Genomic DNA, 14,951 nt, shown 5'->3' with positions numbered 1-14,951 from the left:
CCTGTCACCCGCCGTCGGCCGGACCCGCGCGGATTGACGGTTGACGTCAATCCGCGTGCCGGGCGGGACGCGCCGCGCCGAAGGTACCGGCCATGAACCTGATCCGGGAGAAGTCCGCCCACGAGTCCGCCGGCGCCCGCCTGCCCGGGCCGCCCGAACCGCCCGCCCCGCACGGGCCGCCCGAACCGCCGACCGGCACCGGCCGCCGGGTCGGCTCCGCGCTGCCGGGCCTGCTGACCGCCGCCGGCGGTCCCCGCTACGCCGTCGCGCTGGTGGTGGACGCGGTGGGCGGCGGCCTGCTGCGGCCGTTCCTGCTGCTGTACGGCGTCGGCGTGCTGCACCTGGGCGCCGGTGCGGCGGGGCTGGCGCTCTCGGCCGGGATGGTGGCGGGTCTGGTGGCGGTGCCGCTGACCGGCCGCTGGATCGACCGCGGTGCCCGGACGCTGCCCGCCGCCGTCACCCTGGTGCTGCGGGCGGTGGGCGCGCTCGTCCTGCTGCTCACGGACGGTCTGTCGGGGTTCACCGCGGCGGCGGTGCTGTTCGGGGTGGGCAGTCAGTCCTGGCCGACCACCCACGCGGCGGTGGTGAGCACGCTGACCGAGGGCCGGTTGCGGGACGCCGCGCTGGCCGCCGGACGGTCGCTGCGCAACGCCGGTATGGGCGTGGGCGCGCTGCTGGCCACCCTGGCGGTGAGCGGCGGGGCGGGGGCGATCCGGCTGCTGGCCGGGGTGACCTGCGCGGCCTGGCTGGTCGCGGCCGTCCTGGTGGGCTCGCTGCGGGTGCGGGCGCCCCGCCAGGAGCGCCAGGAGCACCCGGCCGACCCGCGGGAACGGTCGGAGCCGCTGCGCCGGATCACCCTGCTGAGCCTCGCCAACGCACCGTACGCGTTCTGCTTCGACGTGCTGGAGGTGGCACTGCCGGCGCTGCTGGTGCTGCGGCTGCACGCCTCCCCGGCCTGGTCCTCGGGCATCTTCGTCGGCAACACGGTGCTGGTGATCGCCCTGCAGCTGGCGTTGGTGCTGCGCCTGGCGGACCGTTCCCGGCGTGCGGTGCTGGCCGCCTCCGGGGCGGTGCTGGCGGTGTCGTACCTGGCTTTCTGGGCGGTCGGCTCGCTGGGGGGCCTGCCGGGAACGGCGGGCATCGCGGTGGTCTCGGTGCTGTACACGCTGGGCGAGATCCTCTACACCGGCTCGGGGACGGCGCTGGTGGCGTCCGTCGCCCCGCCGCACCTGCTCGGGCGGGCGCTGGCGCGCTGGGAGGTGTCGTCGGGGGTGGGTCGAGCGGCCGCGCCGGCCGTGCTGACGGCGCTGCTCGCGGCAGGTCCCGGGGCGCTGTGGCTGCCGCTCGCCGCGGCCACCGCGCTGGGGGCGCTGGCGGTGCTGCGGCTGGGCCCGGCGCGGTGACGGCGTCCGTGCCCGGGCCGGGGCGCGGTCCTTCCGGATGCGGACGCCGGGCCGAGCACGGATGCTGGCGGCGAGGCTCGCCCGTCCGGAGGAAGGACCCCCTGTGAGTGCTCTTGACTTCGAGATCATCGACAGCCCCGACAGCTCGCTCAACAAGACCTCCGTCCTGGTCACCGGCCCGCAGGACGCCCTGCTGGTGGACGCCGGGTTCACCCGCTCCGACGGCCGCCGCCTGGTCGAGCGGATCACGGCGAGCGGCAGGCGGCTGACCACCGTGTTCGTCAGCCACGGCGATCCCGACTTCTACTTCGGCGCCCAGGAGGTCCAGGACGCCTTCCCGCAGGCCCGTTTCCTGGCCACCGCCTCGACCGTCGAGCACATCCAGGAGACGTACGAGGCCAAGCTGCGGGCCTGGGCGCACCTGGGCCCCGAGCTGCCCACCCGGCTGGTGCGGCCCGAGGTGCTGCACGGGGACGAGCTGGTCTTCGAGGGGCACCGCTTCGAACTGCGCGGCGCCGACTTCCACCTGCCGGACCGGCACTACCTCTGGCAGCACCACCACCGCGCCGTGCTGGGCGGGGTGCTGCTGTTCGAGGGCCTGCACGTGTGGACGGCCGACACCCCCACCTCCGCCCAACGGACCGCCTGGATCGACCTGTTGGACGGCATCGAGGCGCTCCACCCGACCTGGGTGGCGGCCGGCCACCGGGTCGCGGACGCGCCCACCGACCTGAACGCCGTCGACCACACCCGGGCCTACCTGCGCGCCTTCGAGACCGAGATCGGCCGGGCCGCGGACGCCGCGGCCGCCAAGGAGGCGCTGGAGCGGCGGTTCCCGAAGCTGGGGCTGCGGATCGCGGTGGACATCGGCACCAAGGTCGTCATGGGCGAGACGGCGTGGGGGTGAGCGGAACGTGATCGAGATCCCCCGGGACGTCTCCGTCTTCGCCGAGTCGTCCGCCCCCGCCGACGTGGTGCGCCGCCAGTACCTGGCGTCCGCCCAGGGCGACCTGGCGGCGCTGCGCGCCACCCTGGCCGAGGACGTCGAGTGGACCGAGATGGCCGGCTTCCCGCTGGCGGGCACCTACCGCACCCCGAAGGGCGTCACCGCCAACGTGATGGAGCGGCTGGCCGCCGAGTGGGACAACTGGACGGCGCACGACGACAGCTACGTGGTGGACGGCGAGACCGTGGTGGTACTGGGCCGCTACACGGCCGTCCACAAGGGCACCGGAAAGCCGCTCGCGGTCCGGGTCGCCCACCGCTTCACCGTGCGCGGCGGCCGGATCGTCCGCTTCGAGCAGTTCACCGACACCGCGCTGGTCAGGGCGGCGATGACCGCCTGAGGCCCCGGGTTCACTCGAACGGGCGAGCATGGCGCGGCGCGCCCGGCGCGGCCTCGACAGTCCTCCCGGACGGCGGCAGGCTGGCCCCGATCCGCGGTGGAGAGCGAGGAGTCGAACATGACCGACACGGGCACCAGTGGGCGCGAGCGTCCGATCGTGATCGTCGGGGCGTCCCTGGGCGGCGCGAAGGCGGCCGAGGCGCTGCGGGAGGCCGGGTACCGGGGCGGCATCGTCCTGATCGGCGAGGAGCACGAACGCCCGTACGAGCGGCCCCCGCTGTCCAAGGGCTACCTCCAGGGCAAGTCGCCCCGGGAGAAGATCTACGTCCACCCGCCGCAGTGGTACGCCGACCACGACGTCACGCTGCGGCTGGGCACGGCGGTGGCCGCGATCGACCCGGCCGGGCACACCGTGACCCTCGCCGACGACGGCCGGGTGGAGTACGCCAAGCTGCTGCTGACCACCGGCTCGGTGCCCCGCCGGCTGCCGGTGCCGGGCGCCGACCAGGACGGGGTGCTCTACCTGCGCCGGGTCGACGACAGCGACCGGATCAGGGCGGCGCTGCGCCCGGGCGCCCGGATCGCGGTGATCGGCGCGGGCTGGATCGGCCTGGAGGTGGCGGCCGCGGCCCGCGAGGCGGGCGCGGAGGTGACGGTGCTGGAGGCACTCGAACTGCCGCTGCTGCGGGTGCTCGGCCGGGAGGTCGCCCAGGTCTTCGCCGACCTGCACCGGGAGCACGGCGTGGACCTGCGGTTCGGCGTCAGGGTGGCCGAACTGACCGGCGAGGACGGCACGGTGAGCGGCGTGCGGCTCGCCGACGGCACCACGGTGGCGGCCGACGCGGTGGTGGTCGGCATCGGCATCGCCCCGGCCGCCGGCCTCGCCGAGGCGGCCGGGCTGGAGGTCGACAACGGCATCAAGACCGACCAGCGGTTGCGCACCTCGGACCCGGACGTCTACGCCGCCGGCGACGTCGCCAACGCCTACCACCCGCTGTTCGGCAGGCACCTCCGGGTCGAGCACTGGGCCAACGCCCTCAACCAGCCGCAGACCGCCGCCCGCGCCCTGCTCGGGCAGCCGGACGCGGTGTACGACCGCGTCCCGTACTTCTTCACGGACCAGTACGACCTCGGCGCCGAGTACGTCGGGTACGTCGAGCCGGACGGCTACGACCAGGTGGTGTTCCGCGGCGACCCGGCCACCCGAGAGTTCATCGCGTTCTGGCTGTCCGGCGGCCGGGTGCTCGCGGGGATGAACGTCAACGTCTGGGACGTCACCGACCCGATCCGCGAACTGGTGCGCTCGGGACGGGTGGTGGACACCAAGGCGCTGGCCGACCCGGGTGTGCCGCTCGACGCGCTCTAGGCCCTGGGGCCGGGCGCCGTCCCGGCGGGCCGGGGGCGCCCCCTCCGCGTGATACTGGAGTCCTGGGAGCCCTCGGGCAGGCTCGGGCAGGGAGGCGGAGGCAACGGTGGGCGGTACGGCCGGATTCTCCGTGGTGGTGTTCGGCGCGCTGGGCGGCGTGGTCGCCTACCTCGCCGGGGTGGTCGGCCTGCGCGACCTGCGGCGGCTGCGCCGGGTCGGCGTCCCCGCGCGGGCGCTGGTCCGCTCCCGCGCCCAGGCACCGGAGGAGCGCGCGCTGCCGCCGCGGCCGCTGCTCCAGTTCGAGACCGAGGACGGGCGGGTGGTCGAGGTCTTCTCGCCCGTCCCGTCCACCGCCCGCCACCCGCTGCCCGACGGGGGCTTCGTCCCGGTCCGCTACGACCCGGCGGACCCGCGGCAGGTCCTGGTGGACGGCCGGGAGCGCGCCGGGCTGGAGTACGGGTTCCTCACGCTCGGGGTGCTGGTGGTGCTCGGCTCGATCACCCTCGGCGCGGCGGTGCTCTGAGCCGCGCCGCCGGGCGGGGACGGCGGGATCAATCGTCGGCGCCCGGGTGATCGGCGTGGTCGGGCTGACGCCCCGGCTGGACGCCCCCCCTGGACGCCCCGGTACCGCCCACCGCAACGACTGCCCGAACTGCCTGGCCAGCCGTCACGTCGACGGCTGGACACCCGGGCGCCAACGATTGATCCACGCCCCCGGGGAGGCGCTCGCGGCGGGCCCGTCCGCACGGGCGGGCCCGCCGCTCAGCCACGCACCGCGAGGAGTTCGGCCTCCGGTGCGAGCGGCTGGTGGCGCCGGTGCGCCCTCTCCAGCCGGCGCAGATCGTCCAGCAGGGCGGGCGCCGGGACGGTCAGCACCGGGCAGACCGCGTGCCGGGCGCAGTGGCCGGGCACCGGGCACCGCAGCCGGCGGTGCAGCGGGCCGCCGGCCCGGCCGAGGACCAGCAGGTCGTCCGGCCGGTCGGCGATCTCGACCAGGGCCGGGCCGGTCTCGCCGCGGATCACCACCGGGCGCAGCGGCACGCCGGGGTCGGCGCCGCCGAAGGCCGCGTCGAGGGCGTCCCGCAGGCGCTGCCCGGCGGCTTCCCGGACGGCCGCGAGCAGCGGCGGGCAGGGTGAGCGCCGGTAGCCGTGCTCGCCGCCGGGCGGCTCCCAGGCGTGCACCGGCACCAGCGCGGCGCCGCGGTCGCGGGCCTCGGCGAGGCCGCGGTGCAGCGCCGCCAGGCTCCCCAGCGACCCGCTGACCCCGACCACCACCCGGGGCCCCGCCCCGTTTCCGTCCCGTCCGTTGCCGTGCATGATCCGTCCTCGTGTGGTCGCGTCCTCCGTCGTCCTCCAGCCAACCGCCACACCGGGGCTGACCTGCTCTTCTTGACGGCTTCCTGACGCCCCGGGCGGTGTTCCCAACGCGGTCCATACGCGGGCCGCGGGGCGCCCCCGCCACCCCCGCTTCACCCGTTCGGACTATTCAACAGGCGAAGATCACCGACAGGTGGGTGGATGGAGACGGCCCGCCGGGATCCGTTACGTCCGACGGGCGGTTCGATGTCGAACGTTCTAGGGAGCACGGGCGTGTACTACAGCAGCGGCAACTACGAGGCGTTCGCCCGGCCGAGGAAGCCCGAGGGGGCCGAGCGCAAGCGGGCGTGGTTCGTGGGGTCGGGACTCGCCGCGCTGGCCGGAGCGGCGTTCCTGGTCCGGGACGGACAGGTGCCCGGTGAGCGGGTCACGATCCTGGAGCGGCTGAAGCTGGCCGGCGGCGCGCTGGACGGGATCGAGGAGCCCGAGAAGGGGTTCGTGGTCCGCGGCGGGCGCGAGCTGGAGGACCACATGGAGTGTCTGTGGGACCTCTTCCGTTCGGTGCCGTCGCTGGAGGTCCAGGGGGCCTCCGTCCTCGACGAGTTCTACTGGCTGAACAAGGACGACCCGAACCACTCGCTCCAGCGGGTCACCGAGCGCCGCGGCCAGGACGCCCACACCGACGGCCTGTTCGCGCTCGACGACAAGGCGCAGAAGGACCTGGTCCGCGTCTTCCTCGCCACCCGCGAGGAGGTGGAGGGCAAGCGGATCGACGAGGTCTTCTCGCGGAACTTCCTGGACAGCAACTTCTGGCTGTACTGGCGCACCATGTTCGCCTTCGAGGAGTGGCACGGCGCGCTGGAGATGAAGCTGTACCTGCACCGCTTCATCCACCACATCGGCGGCCTGCCGGACCTGTCGGCGCTGAAGTTCACCAAGTACAACCAGTACGAGTCGATGGTCCTGCCGCTGACCCACTGGCTGATGGACCAGGGCGTGGAGTTCCGCTACGAGGTCGAGGTCACCGACATCGACTTCGACCTCTCCCCCGCCACCGCCGACGCCCCCGGCCGCAAGCAGGCCACCCGGATCCACTGGCGGGAGGCCGGCCGGGAGGGCGGCGTGGACCTCGGCCCGGACGACCTGGTGTTCACCACCATCGGCTCGCTCACCGAGAACTCCGACAACGGCGACCAGCACACCCCGGCCCGGCTGGACGAGGGCCCGGCGCCGGCCTGGGACCTGTGGCGCCGGATCGCCGCCAAGGACCCGGCGTTCGGCCGTCCCGAGGTGTTCTGCGGCAACATCGCCGAGAGCAAGTGGGAGTCGGCGACCGTCACCACCCTGGACCCGCGCATCCCGCACTACATCCAGAAGGTCGCCAAGCGCGACCCGTTCGGCGGCGGCGTGGTCACCGGCGGCATCGTCACCGCCCGGGACTCCTCCTGGCTGCTGAGCTGGACGGTCAACCGCCAGCCGCACTTCAAGCAGCAGCCCGCCGACCAGATCGTCGCCTGGGTCTACTCGCTCTACGTCGACCGCCCCGGCGACTTCGTGAAGAAGCCGATGCAGGAGTGCACCGGCGAGGAGATCACCCAGGAGTGGCTGTACCACCTGGGCGTGCCGGTCGGGGAGATCCCCGACCTGGCCGCGAACGCCGCCCGCTGCGTGCCGGTGATGATGCCGTACGTGACGTCCTTCTTCCTTCCCCGGCACGCGGGCGACCGGCCGGACGTGGTGCCCGAGGGAGCCGTCAACTTCGCCTTCATCGGCCAGTTCGCGGAGACCACCCGGGACTGCATCTTCACCACCGAGTACTCGGTGCGCACCGGCATGGAGGCCGTCTACCGGCTGCTCGGCGTCGAGCGCGGCGTGCCCGAGGTGTTCAACTCCACCTATGACGTGCGCAAGCTGCTCGCGGCCACCACCCGGCTCCGTGACGGTGCCGAACTCGACATTCCGGGGCCGGAGTTCCTGCGCAGGCGGCTGATGCGCCGGCTGGAGGCCACCGAGATCGGCGAGCTGATGCAGGAGTTCGGCCTGATCGAGGACGAGCGGAAGTAGCCGCCGCACGCGGAGCGCGCCGACGGGCGGGCCCCGGGGAGGGCGGGAGGTCGGACACGACCGCCCCGCCACCCGGGGCCCGCCCGTTCTCCGCCGCGGCCCCCTCCCCCACGGGCAGTGGCACCAGACATGAATGGTGCTATCGTCAATAGCACCATGTTGCTGAAACTGGACGTCGGGGACACCCGACCGCTGCACGAACAGGTCGCGGGCGCGATCAGGCGGGCCGTCGCCGAGGGCGAGTGCGCCCCCGGGGACAAGCTGCCCCCGGCCCGGGAGCTCTCCCGGGCCCTGGGGGTGAACACCAACACCGTCCTGCGCGGGCTGCGCACGCTGCGCGACGAGGGGGTGCTGGAGTTCCGCCGGGGCCGCGGCATCACGATCGCGAACGGCGCCGACACCCGTTCCGAACTCGTGGACCGAGTACGGCAGTTGGTCGAGGACGCGGCCCTGGCCGGCTACAGCAGGAACGATCTCGTGGACATGATCAGGGGGATCTCGTGACGGACGAGGCGACCACTTCGAAGCAGAACACCGCCCGGAAACCGGCGCACCGCGGTGCGCTCTGGGCCGCGGCGGCCTGGTCGGTCGGCGTGCTGGCGCTGCTGATCGCCCTGCCGCTGACGGCGCGCCACCGCCTGCCGGACCCGCTCGCCACCCACTGGGGCGGACGGGAACCGGACGGCTCGATGTCGCTGACGGCGGCCGCGCTGTTCCCGGCGGCGATCTGGGCGGCCCTGGTGCTGTCCCTGGCGGCCCTGCGGCGGTACCGGGCCGAGCCGGCGCCCACGGTCGCGGCGACCTCCCTGGCGGCCGGCGGGGTCCTGCTGACCGGGGCCCAGAGCTCGGTCGTGCACGCCAACCTGGACCGCACCCACTGGCAGGACGCCGCCCCGGTGGGCGTCGAGGTGGCCCTGGTCCTGCTGGCCGCCGGCCTCGCCGGGCTGCTGGCCTGGCTGGCGAGCCGCCGCCACGGCGGCCGCCCCGCACCGCGTCCGGCCGCCGGAGCGCCGCCGCTGGAGGCCCCGGCCGGCGAGAACTTCGTCTGGCTCTCCTGGACCGCCAACCCGTGGCTCCAGCTGGCCGCGGTGGTGTCCGGACTGGTCGCGGGCGCCGCCGCGCTGACCTCGGCGAGCAGGCTGACCGACCCGCACTGGTTCCTCGTCGGGACGGCCGCGGCCATGGCCGTCACCCTCCTCCTCTGCTCCTCGGCGCAGGCGCGGGTGACCGCCGACGGCCTGACCGTCGGGTTCGGCCCGTTCGGCCGGCCCGCCCGCCGCTGGTCCCCCGCCGAGCTCGAATCCGCCCGGGCCGAGCAGCGCACCGCCGTGCAGGTGGGCGGCTGGGGCTACCGGATCAACGGGCTCGGCACCACCGTGATGCTGCGCGGCGGCGCCTGCCTGGTGGTCCGCACCCGCCGGGGCGCCGAGTTCGCGGTCAGCGTGGACGATGCCGACCGCGGGGCCGCGCTGCTCAACGCGCTGATCGCCCGCACCCGGCAGCCCGCCGGCTGAAGCGCCTCCGCACACGGACACCCGGCGGCCCGGTCACCACGACCGGGCCGCCGCCGCGTTGTCCGGGCCCACGGCCGACTCCCCTTCGATCACGCGCGGTTGGGCCGGCGGGAGCGCCTCCTCGCTCGCGACGCACGACCGCCGACCCTCCGGGCGGTCATCACGGGCGTAAACCCCCCAAACCGGTGATACTTCGCACGCCATTGCGGGTACACCAGTTGACGGTCACTCAGGTGTGTGGCGGCGCCCGTCCGACGCCGCCCCACCCCGTCCCCGCGACCAGAGGAACAGCGGGCCGAGGCGCCCGCACGAAAGGCAAGGAGGCGTCCGTGCTTCACGACTCCCCCACCCAGAACTCCCCCGGCGTCCGGCGGAGCATCCAGGACGTACGGACCATCGCGATGCTGCGCCTCGGCGTCGGCCTGATCGGCGTCCTGCTGCCACCCGCCCTGCCGTTCGGCAACTGGCTGTCCGCCGAGGTCACGGGGCGCGGCACGGACGGCTTCTGGCCGGTCTCGATGAGCGCCTCGTACTACACCGGCACCCGGAACGTCTTCGTCGGCGCGCTGTGCGCGCTCGGGGTGTTCCTGATCTGCTACCGCTTCGACCGGCGGGACGACCGCTGGAGCACGGCGGCCGGCTTCTTCGCGCTCGGGGTCGCGCTGTGTCCGACGTCCCCGGGGGCCGGCGCGTCCGCCCTCCAGCGCACCGTCGGGATGTTCCACCTGGCCTTCGCCGGCCTGCTGTTCGTCATGCTGGCGCTGTTCTGCCTCTACTCCTTCCGCAACCCCCGCTCCACCCAGCCCGCCCGGGTGGGCACGGCCTACCTGGTGGCAGGGGTGGTGATCCTGGCCGCGCTGGCACTCACCGCCCTCGCCGGGGTGACGGGCATCGGCGCGAACTGGTCGGTGCACCCGCTGTACCTGGGCGAGTGGCTGGCCACCTGGGCCTTCGGCATGGCCTGGATCGGCGCCGCGCTCGAACTGGCGGCGCACACCCGGACGGGCTCCGACGCCACCGCGGTTCCCCGCCGGCCCGGCGGCGCCGCACTCGACCCGGGGCAGCCGGAGGCGCAAGCCTGAGACCCCGTCATCTCGTCGTACCGGGCGACCGTTACCATGCGCACCAAGGACCGCCGCCACGGCGGCCGGTGACGGACGCCCAACGACGGGAGAACAGCATGACGAACGAGGTCCGGTCGGAGCAGGAGCCGCGGAACGACCAGCCGTCGGTGGACCTGCGGATGGACGTTCCGCACTCCGCCCGGGTCTACGACTACCTCATCGGCGGCAAGACCAACTTCGAGGCGGACCGGACGGCGGCGCACGCCTCGGTGCAGGCCTGGCCGTCGCTGCCGATCTCGATGCGCACCACCCGCGAGTTCATGCAGCGCTCGGTGCGCCACCTCGCCGAGCAGTACGGCGTGCGGCAGTTCCTGGACATCGGCACCGGCATCCCCACCTCGCCGAACGTGCACGAGATCGCCCAGTCGATCGCCCCCGAGGCCCGGGTCGCGTACGTGGACAACGACCCGATCGTGCTGACCCACGCGCGGGCCCTGATGGACAGCACGCCCGAGGGCCGCACCTGTTACGTGGACGCCGACTTCCGCGACCCGGCGTCCATCATCGACAACCCCCGGCTGCGCGAGGTGCTCGACTTCTCGCAGCCGGTGGCGCTGTCGCTGATCGCGATCGTCCACTTCGTGCTGGACGAGGACGACCCCCAGGGCATCGTGCGCCGCTTCATGGACGCCCTGGCGCCCGGCAGCTTCCTCGCCCTGACGGTCTTCACCGGTGACACCGACCCGGTGGGCGTCGGCGGCGTCGGCCGCGAGTACAACGCGCGCGGCATCCCGCTGCAGATCCGCGACAAGGCGCAGACCGAGGCCTTCTTCGCGGGCTACGAACTGCTCGACCCGGGCGTCACCCTGGTGCACCACTGGCACCCGGACGCGGACGCCGCGCCCGTCCGCGACCAGGACATCGCGATGTACGCGGGCGTGGCCGTCAAGCGCTGAGCACCGGCGCCCCGTGGCCTTGGGCCGGGCCCGCACGGACGGCCCGGCCCGTGCTGACCCCAGGGCGGGCCGGGCCGTCCGTGCGGACGTCCGTCACGGCCCGTCCCCCACCCGCGCCCCGCCGGCCCGGAAGCTGCCCCGGCCCGAGGCCATGTCGGCGACCGCCACCAGCAGCGCCAGCAGCACCAGTCCCGCCGCGACCGTCACCCCCAGCTGGAAGGCCAGCGCCCAGTCCGGCCGTGGGCCCGCGGCGTGGGCGAAGAACACCGAGCCGACGACGGCGATGCCCACCGCCGAGCCGACCCGCTGCGCGGTCTGCAGCACCCCGCCCGCGCTGCCCGCCCGGGCCACCGGCACCTGCTGGAGGGTCAGCGTCTGGTTCGGGGCGATCACCAGCCCGCTGCCCACCCCGGCGACCAGCAGCGGCACCGCCGTCGTCCACCCCACCTTGGGCCCCGACCAGAACTGCACCGCGAGCGCCGAGGCCAGCAGCCCGGCCAGCACCAGGACCAGCCCGGCCACCACCAGCCGCCGCCCGAGCCGGCTCACCAGCCGGCCCCCGACCGCCGCGGACACGCCCGAACCGACCGCGAACGGCGTGATCGCCAGGCCCGCCGTCAGGGCCGAGTAGTGCAGGCCCGCCTGGAGGTAGAGCGTGAAGATGAAGAAGATCGCGGTGAAACCGGCGAAGTACACCAGCGACAGCAGCACCCCGGCCGCGTACGGGCGCACCGCGAACAGCGCCATGCTCACCAGCGGCTCGTGCCGCCGCCCGTAGGACAGCTCCCAGCCGACGAAGGCGGCCAGCAGCACCGCCGCCAGCGGCAGCAGCAGCCAGCGGGCCGAGCCGTGCCACTGCTGCGCCTGGACGAACGGCAGCAGCAGCGAGACCGTCCCGGCGCCGAGCAGCAGCACCCCGACCGGGTCGAAGTCGCGGTGCCCGGCCCGCTGGTCGGCGGGCGGGGGTGCCGGGAGCAGCCGGTAGGCGACCGGCAGCGCGGCGACGCCGATCGGCAGGTTGACCAGGAACACCCAGCGCCAGCCGTTCTCCGGGCCGACCAGGTGGATCAGCACGCCGCCGAGCAGCGGCCCGACCGCGGTGGACAGCCCGATGGTCGCGCCCAGGGCGCCGAAGGCGCGGCCGCGTTCGGCGCCCTGGAACAGCACCTGGATGAAGCCGGACACCTGCGGCACCAGCACCCCGCCCGCCGCGCCCTGGAACAGCCGGGCCAGCACCAGCCACTCCTGGTTCTGCGCCGCCCCGGCGAGCGCGCTGGCCACGGTGAACAGCGCGAGCCCGGAGAGGAAGACGGCCCGCCTGCTGCGCGCGTCACCGAGCCGCCCGAAGGGCACCAGCACCAGGCCGAAGGCCAGCGCGTAGCCGCTGAGCACCCACTGGAGGCCGCTGTCCGACATGTGCAGCCCGGCCCGTACGGTCGGCAGGGCGACATTGACGATGCTGACGTCCAGCAGGGTCATGAAGCCGGCTACCAGGCAGATCGTGAGGGCCCGCCAGCGGCGGGTGGCGGCCCGACCGCCCACGGCGGAGGCGCCGGGCGTCGTCGGGGGCGCGGTGCTGCGAGGGGGGTCGGCGGTCATGGGAGCCTCTTCCCGGGGGCCGGGGGCGTCCTGGTCGGCGATCCGAGTCCGGTGATCCGGGGTCCGTACTCCGGGGTCCGCGCTCCGATCGGCCACGCGGGCGACGGGGTGACGGCCGCCCGGCTCATCGTCGCCCGGCCCACCGCGCAGCGCCACCCGGGCCGTTCGCCGGGCGACCGGCCGCCCGTTTTCACCCGAACGGGCGAACCGGATCGCGACCTGCCCCCTGACCCCGGAGGCTGACGGCATGACCGTCGCCACCGAGAACCCGCCCTCCGCCCCACCGGTGCTGGACGTCCGGCAACGGAACGTCGTCTTCGCCACCATCGTGCTCGGCATGCTGCTGGCGGCCCTCGACCAGACCATCGTCGGCACCGCCCTGCCCACCATCGTCGCGGACCTCGGCGGGGCCGCCCACATGTCCTGGGTGGTGACCTCCTACCTGCTCGCCGAGACGGTCGCCACCGTGCTGGCCGGCAAGTTCGGCGACCTGTACGGACGCAAGCTGCTCTTCCAGGTCTCGGCGATCGTCTTCGTCGGCGGCTCCTTCCTGTGCGGCCTGTCCACCAACATGACGCTGCTGATCGCCTGGCGGGCCGTCCAGGGCATCGGCGCGGGCGGCCTGATGGTCACCTCCATGGCGCTGATCGCGGACGTCATCCCGCTGCGCGAGCGCGGCAAGTACCAGGGCGCGATCGGCGCGGTGTTCGGGCTGGCGACGGTGATCGGCCCGCTGCTGGGCGGGCTGTTCACCGACCACCTGTCCTGGCGCTGGGCGTTCTACGTCAACGTGCCGATCGCCGTCGTGGTGGTCGTCGCGGCCGCCCGGACCATCCCCTCGGTGCGCTCGGCCGTGCGGCCGGTGATCGACTACCTGGGGATCGCGCTGGTCGCGGTCGGCGCCAGCGCCCTGATCCTGGCGACCAGTTGGGGCGGCAACGAGTACCCCTGGGGCTCCGGGGTGATCATCGGCCTGTTCGTCGGCGGCACGGTGGCGCTCGGCCTGTTCTGCTGGGTCGAGGCCCGCGCCGTCGAACCCATGCTGCCGATGCGGCTGTTCCGCAACCCGGTCTTCGCGGTCTGCTCGGTGCTCAGCTTCATCGTCGGCTTCGCCATGCTCGGCGCGCTGACCTTCCTGCCGACCTTCCTCCAGTACGTGGACGGCGACTCGGCGACGGTCTCCGGCGTCCGGATGCTGCCCATGGTGATCGGCCTGCTGATCGCCTCCATCGCCAGCGGCAACGCCGTCAGCAAGACCGGCAAGTACCGGCTGTTCCCGATCTTCGGCACCCTGGTGATGGCCCTCGGCCTGTACCTGCTCTCCCGCCTCGAACCGGGCACCGGCACCGCGCTCGCCTCGCTGTACATGTTCGTGCTCGGCGTCGGCATCGGGCTGAGCATGCAGGTGCTGACCATCGCCGTCCAGAACACCGTCGACTACGCCGACCTCGGCACCGCCACCGCCGGGGTGACCTTCTTCCGGACCATCGGCAGCTCCTTCGGCACCGCCGTGTTCGGCACCATCTACGCCAACAGCCTGAAGACCGAACTCGCCACCGGGGTCGGCACCGCCGCCCGGCTCACCGGCGCCGACCCGGCCGTCCTCGCCCACGCCGCCGGGAGCCCCCAGGGCCTGCACCGGCTGCCCGCCGACCAGGCCGCGCCGATCGTCCAGGCGTACTCCGACGCGCTGCACACCGTGTACCTGTGGACCATCCCGGTGGCCGTGGTCGGCTTCGTCGTCGCCCTCTTCCTCAAGCAGGTGCCCCTGCGCGACACCAGCCGGGCCGGCTCCACCGACATGGGCGAGGGCTTCGCCCAGCCGACCACCAGCGACTCCGACCCGCACCTGGAGTTCGCCGTCTGCAAGATCGTGCGCGGCGTGGACCTCGACACCGTCCGCGGCATCGTCGACGGCGCCGACACCCGGGTGGACCTGGCCGGCGCCTGGGCGCTGATGCAGGTGGCCTGGCACACCGAGGCCGTCGGCCACGCCTCGCTCGACCTCATCGCCGCCCGCAAACGGGTCCCGCCCGAGGTGCTGACCCCGGTCTTCGACCGGATGACCGCCGAGGGCTACCTCACCCGCGACGGCGACCGCCTCACCCACACCGAGGCCGGCGCCCACGAGGTCCGTGCCCTCGGCCACGCCTGGTCCCACTGGCTCAACGCCCGCCTCGACGCCGACGCCGGCCGCCCCCGCAGCCCCCGGCTCCGCGCCGCCGCCGACACCATCGCCCGGCGCCTCCTGGTCGAGGACCTCGCCACCGGCCTCCCGGCCCACGCCCGCCCGAAGGACGGCGCGAAGGTCTGACGCGCGGAT

13 protein-coding genes and 1 pseudogene are annotated in these 14,951 nt (G+C 74.2%); 12 read left to right on the top strand and 2 right to left on the bottom strand.

Annotated elements, in window-relative coordinates; all coding sequences use genetic code 11:
* Window positions 1-92 precede the first annotated feature (92 nt).
* The 6 genes and pseudogenes from ACFRAR_RS23985 to ACFRAR_RS23960 form a co-directional block, all read left to right on the top strand.
* Window positions 93-1,403: an MFS transporter gene (locus ACFRAR_RS23985; protein WP_380700206.1), complete on the top strand. Its 1,311-nt coding sequence runs from the start codon at window positions 93-95 to the stop codon at window positions 1,401-1,403.
* A gap of 103 nt (window positions 1,404-1,506) precedes the next feature.
* Window positions 1,507-2,310: an MBL fold metallo-hydrolase gene (locus tag ACFRAR_RS23980; RefSeq protein WP_380700204.1), complete on the top strand. Its 804-nt coding sequence runs from the start codon at window positions 1,507-1,509 to the stop codon at window positions 2,308-2,310.
* A 7-nt stretch (window positions 2,311-2,317) separates the two neighbouring features.
* A complete protein-coding gene (locus ACFRAR_RS23975) occupies window positions 2,318-2,749 on the top strand; it encodes a nuclear transport factor 2 family protein (protein ID WP_380700203.1) in 432 nt (143 codons plus the stop codon).
* A 117-nt stretch (window positions 2,750-2,866) separates the two neighbouring features.
* Window positions 2,867-4,114: an NAD(P)/FAD-dependent oxidoreductase gene (locus tag ACFRAR_RS23970; protein WP_380700202.1), complete on the top strand. Its 1,248-nt coding sequence runs from the start codon at window positions 2,867-2,869 to the stop codon at window positions 4,112-4,114.
* A gap of 106 nt (window positions 4,115-4,220) precedes the next feature.
* Entirely contained in the window at window positions 4,221-4,637 is a 417-nt protein-coding gene (locus ACFRAR_RS23965) for a DUF3592 domain-containing protein (RefSeq protein ID WP_380700201.1), read from the top strand.
* Window positions 4,638-4,683: 46 nt separating this feature from the next.
* Window positions 4,684-4,815: pseudogene (locus ACFRAR_RS23960) on the top strand (RNHCP domain-containing protein); the annotation flags it as partial.
* 61 nt (window positions 4,816-4,876) lie between these two features.
* Here ACFRAR_RS23960 and ACFRAR_RS23955 read toward each other — a convergent pair.
* Entirely contained in the window at window positions 4,877-5,431 is a 555-nt protein-coding gene (locus tag ACFRAR_RS23955; RefSeq protein WP_380700200.1) for a universal stress protein, read from the bottom strand.
* A gap of 273 nt (window positions 5,432-5,704) precedes the next feature.
* Here ACFRAR_RS23955 and ACFRAR_RS23950 point away from each other — a divergent pair, with 273 nt between their 5' ends.
* The 5 genes from ACFRAR_RS23950 to ACFRAR_RS23930 all read left to right on the top strand — a co-directional run bounded on the left by ACFRAR_RS23950 (window position 5,705) and on the right by ACFRAR_RS23930 (window position 11,029).
* Window positions 5,705-7,495 carry an oleate hydratase gene (locus ACFRAR_RS23950; protein ID WP_380700198.1) on the top strand — a complete coding sequence of 597 codons (1,791 nt, stop codon included), beginning with the start codon at window positions 5,705-5,707 and terminating at the stop codon, window positions 7,493-7,495.
* A 156-nt stretch (window positions 7,496-7,651) separates the two neighbouring features.
* Entirely contained in the window at window positions 7,652-7,999 is a 348-nt protein-coding gene (locus ACFRAR_RS23945) for a GntR family transcriptional regulator (RefSeq protein WP_380700197.1), read from the top strand.
* Window positions 7,996-9,009: a DUF1648 domain-containing protein gene (locus ACFRAR_RS23940; RefSeq protein WP_380700196.1), complete on the top strand. Its 1,014-nt coding sequence runs from the start codon at window positions 7,996-7,998 to the stop codon at window positions 9,007-9,009. The genes ACFRAR_RS23945 and ACFRAR_RS23940 overlap by 4 nt, the downstream gene beginning before the upstream one ends.
* A gap of 329 nt (window positions 9,010-9,338) precedes the next feature.
* A complete protein-coding gene (locus tag ACFRAR_RS23935; RefSeq protein ID WP_380700195.1) occupies window positions 9,339-10,091 on the top strand; it encodes a hypothetical protein in 753 nt (250 codons plus the stop codon).
* A gap of 98 nt (window positions 10,092-10,189) precedes the next feature.
* Window positions 10,190-11,029: an SAM-dependent methyltransferase gene (locus ACFRAR_RS23930; protein ID WP_380700194.1), complete on the top strand. Its 840-nt coding sequence runs from the start codon at window positions 10,190-10,192 to the stop codon at window positions 11,027-11,029.
* A gap of 93 nt (window positions 11,030-11,122) precedes the next feature.
* On the opposite strand, the gene ACFRAR_RS23925 is transcribed toward ACFRAR_RS23930, so the two are convergent.
* Window positions 11,123-12,628 carry an MFS transporter gene (locus tag ACFRAR_RS23925; protein WP_380700193.1) on the bottom strand — a complete coding sequence of 502 codons (1,506 nt, stop codon included), beginning with the start codon at window positions 12,626-12,628 and terminating at the stop codon, window positions 11,123-11,125.
* A 247-nt stretch (window positions 12,629-12,875) separates the two neighbouring features.
* On the opposite strand from ACFRAR_RS23925, the gene ACFRAR_RS23920 reads away from it, so the two are divergent.
* On the top strand, window positions 12,876-14,942 hold the full coding sequence (locus tag ACFRAR_RS23920) for an MDR family MFS transporter (RefSeq protein ID WP_380700192.1): 2,067 nt from the start codon (window positions 12,876-12,878) through the stop codon (window positions 14,940-14,942).
* Window positions 14,943-14,951: the final 9 nt, after the last annotated feature.

It is taken from the genome of Kitasatospora sp. NPDC056651 (assembly GCF_042792155.1).
Lineage (GTDB): Bacteria > Actinomycetota > Actinomycetes > Streptomycetales > Streptomycetaceae > Kitasatospora.
This window is presented reverse-complemented; position numbering and strand designations above follow the sequence as displayed.

What these genes read in the sequence shown, in the direction of transcription:
- ACFRAR_RS23985 (WP_380700206.1), top strand. Translation starts at nt 93, where the DNA reads ATGAACCTGATCCGGGAGAAGTCCGCCCACGAGTCCGCCGGCGCCCGC.
- ACFRAR_RS23970 (WP_380700202.1), top strand. Translation starts at nt 2,867, where the DNA reads ATGACCGACACGGGCACCAGTGGGCGCGAGCGTCCGATCGTGATCGTC.
- ACFRAR_RS23955 (WP_380700200.1), bottom strand. Translation starts at nt 5,431, where the DNA reads ATGCACGGCAACGGACGGGACGGAAACGGGGCGGGGCCCCGGGTGGTG.
- ACFRAR_RS23945 (WP_380700197.1), top strand. Translation starts at nt 7,652, where the DNA reads ATGTTGCTGAAACTGGACGTCGGGGACACCCGACCGCTGCACGAACAG.
- ACFRAR_RS23930 (WP_380700194.1), top strand. Translation starts at nt 10,190, where the DNA reads ATGACGAACGAGGTCCGGTCGGAGCAGGAGCCGCGGAACGACCAGCCG.
- ACFRAR_RS23925 (WP_380700193.1), bottom strand. Translation starts at nt 12,628, where the DNA reads ATGACCGCCGACCCCCCTCGCAGCACCGCGCCCCCGACGACGCCCGGC.
- ACFRAR_RS23920 (WP_380700192.1), top strand. Translation starts at nt 12,876, where the DNA reads ATGACCGTCGCCACCGAGAACCCGCCCTCCGCCCCACCGGTGCTGGAC.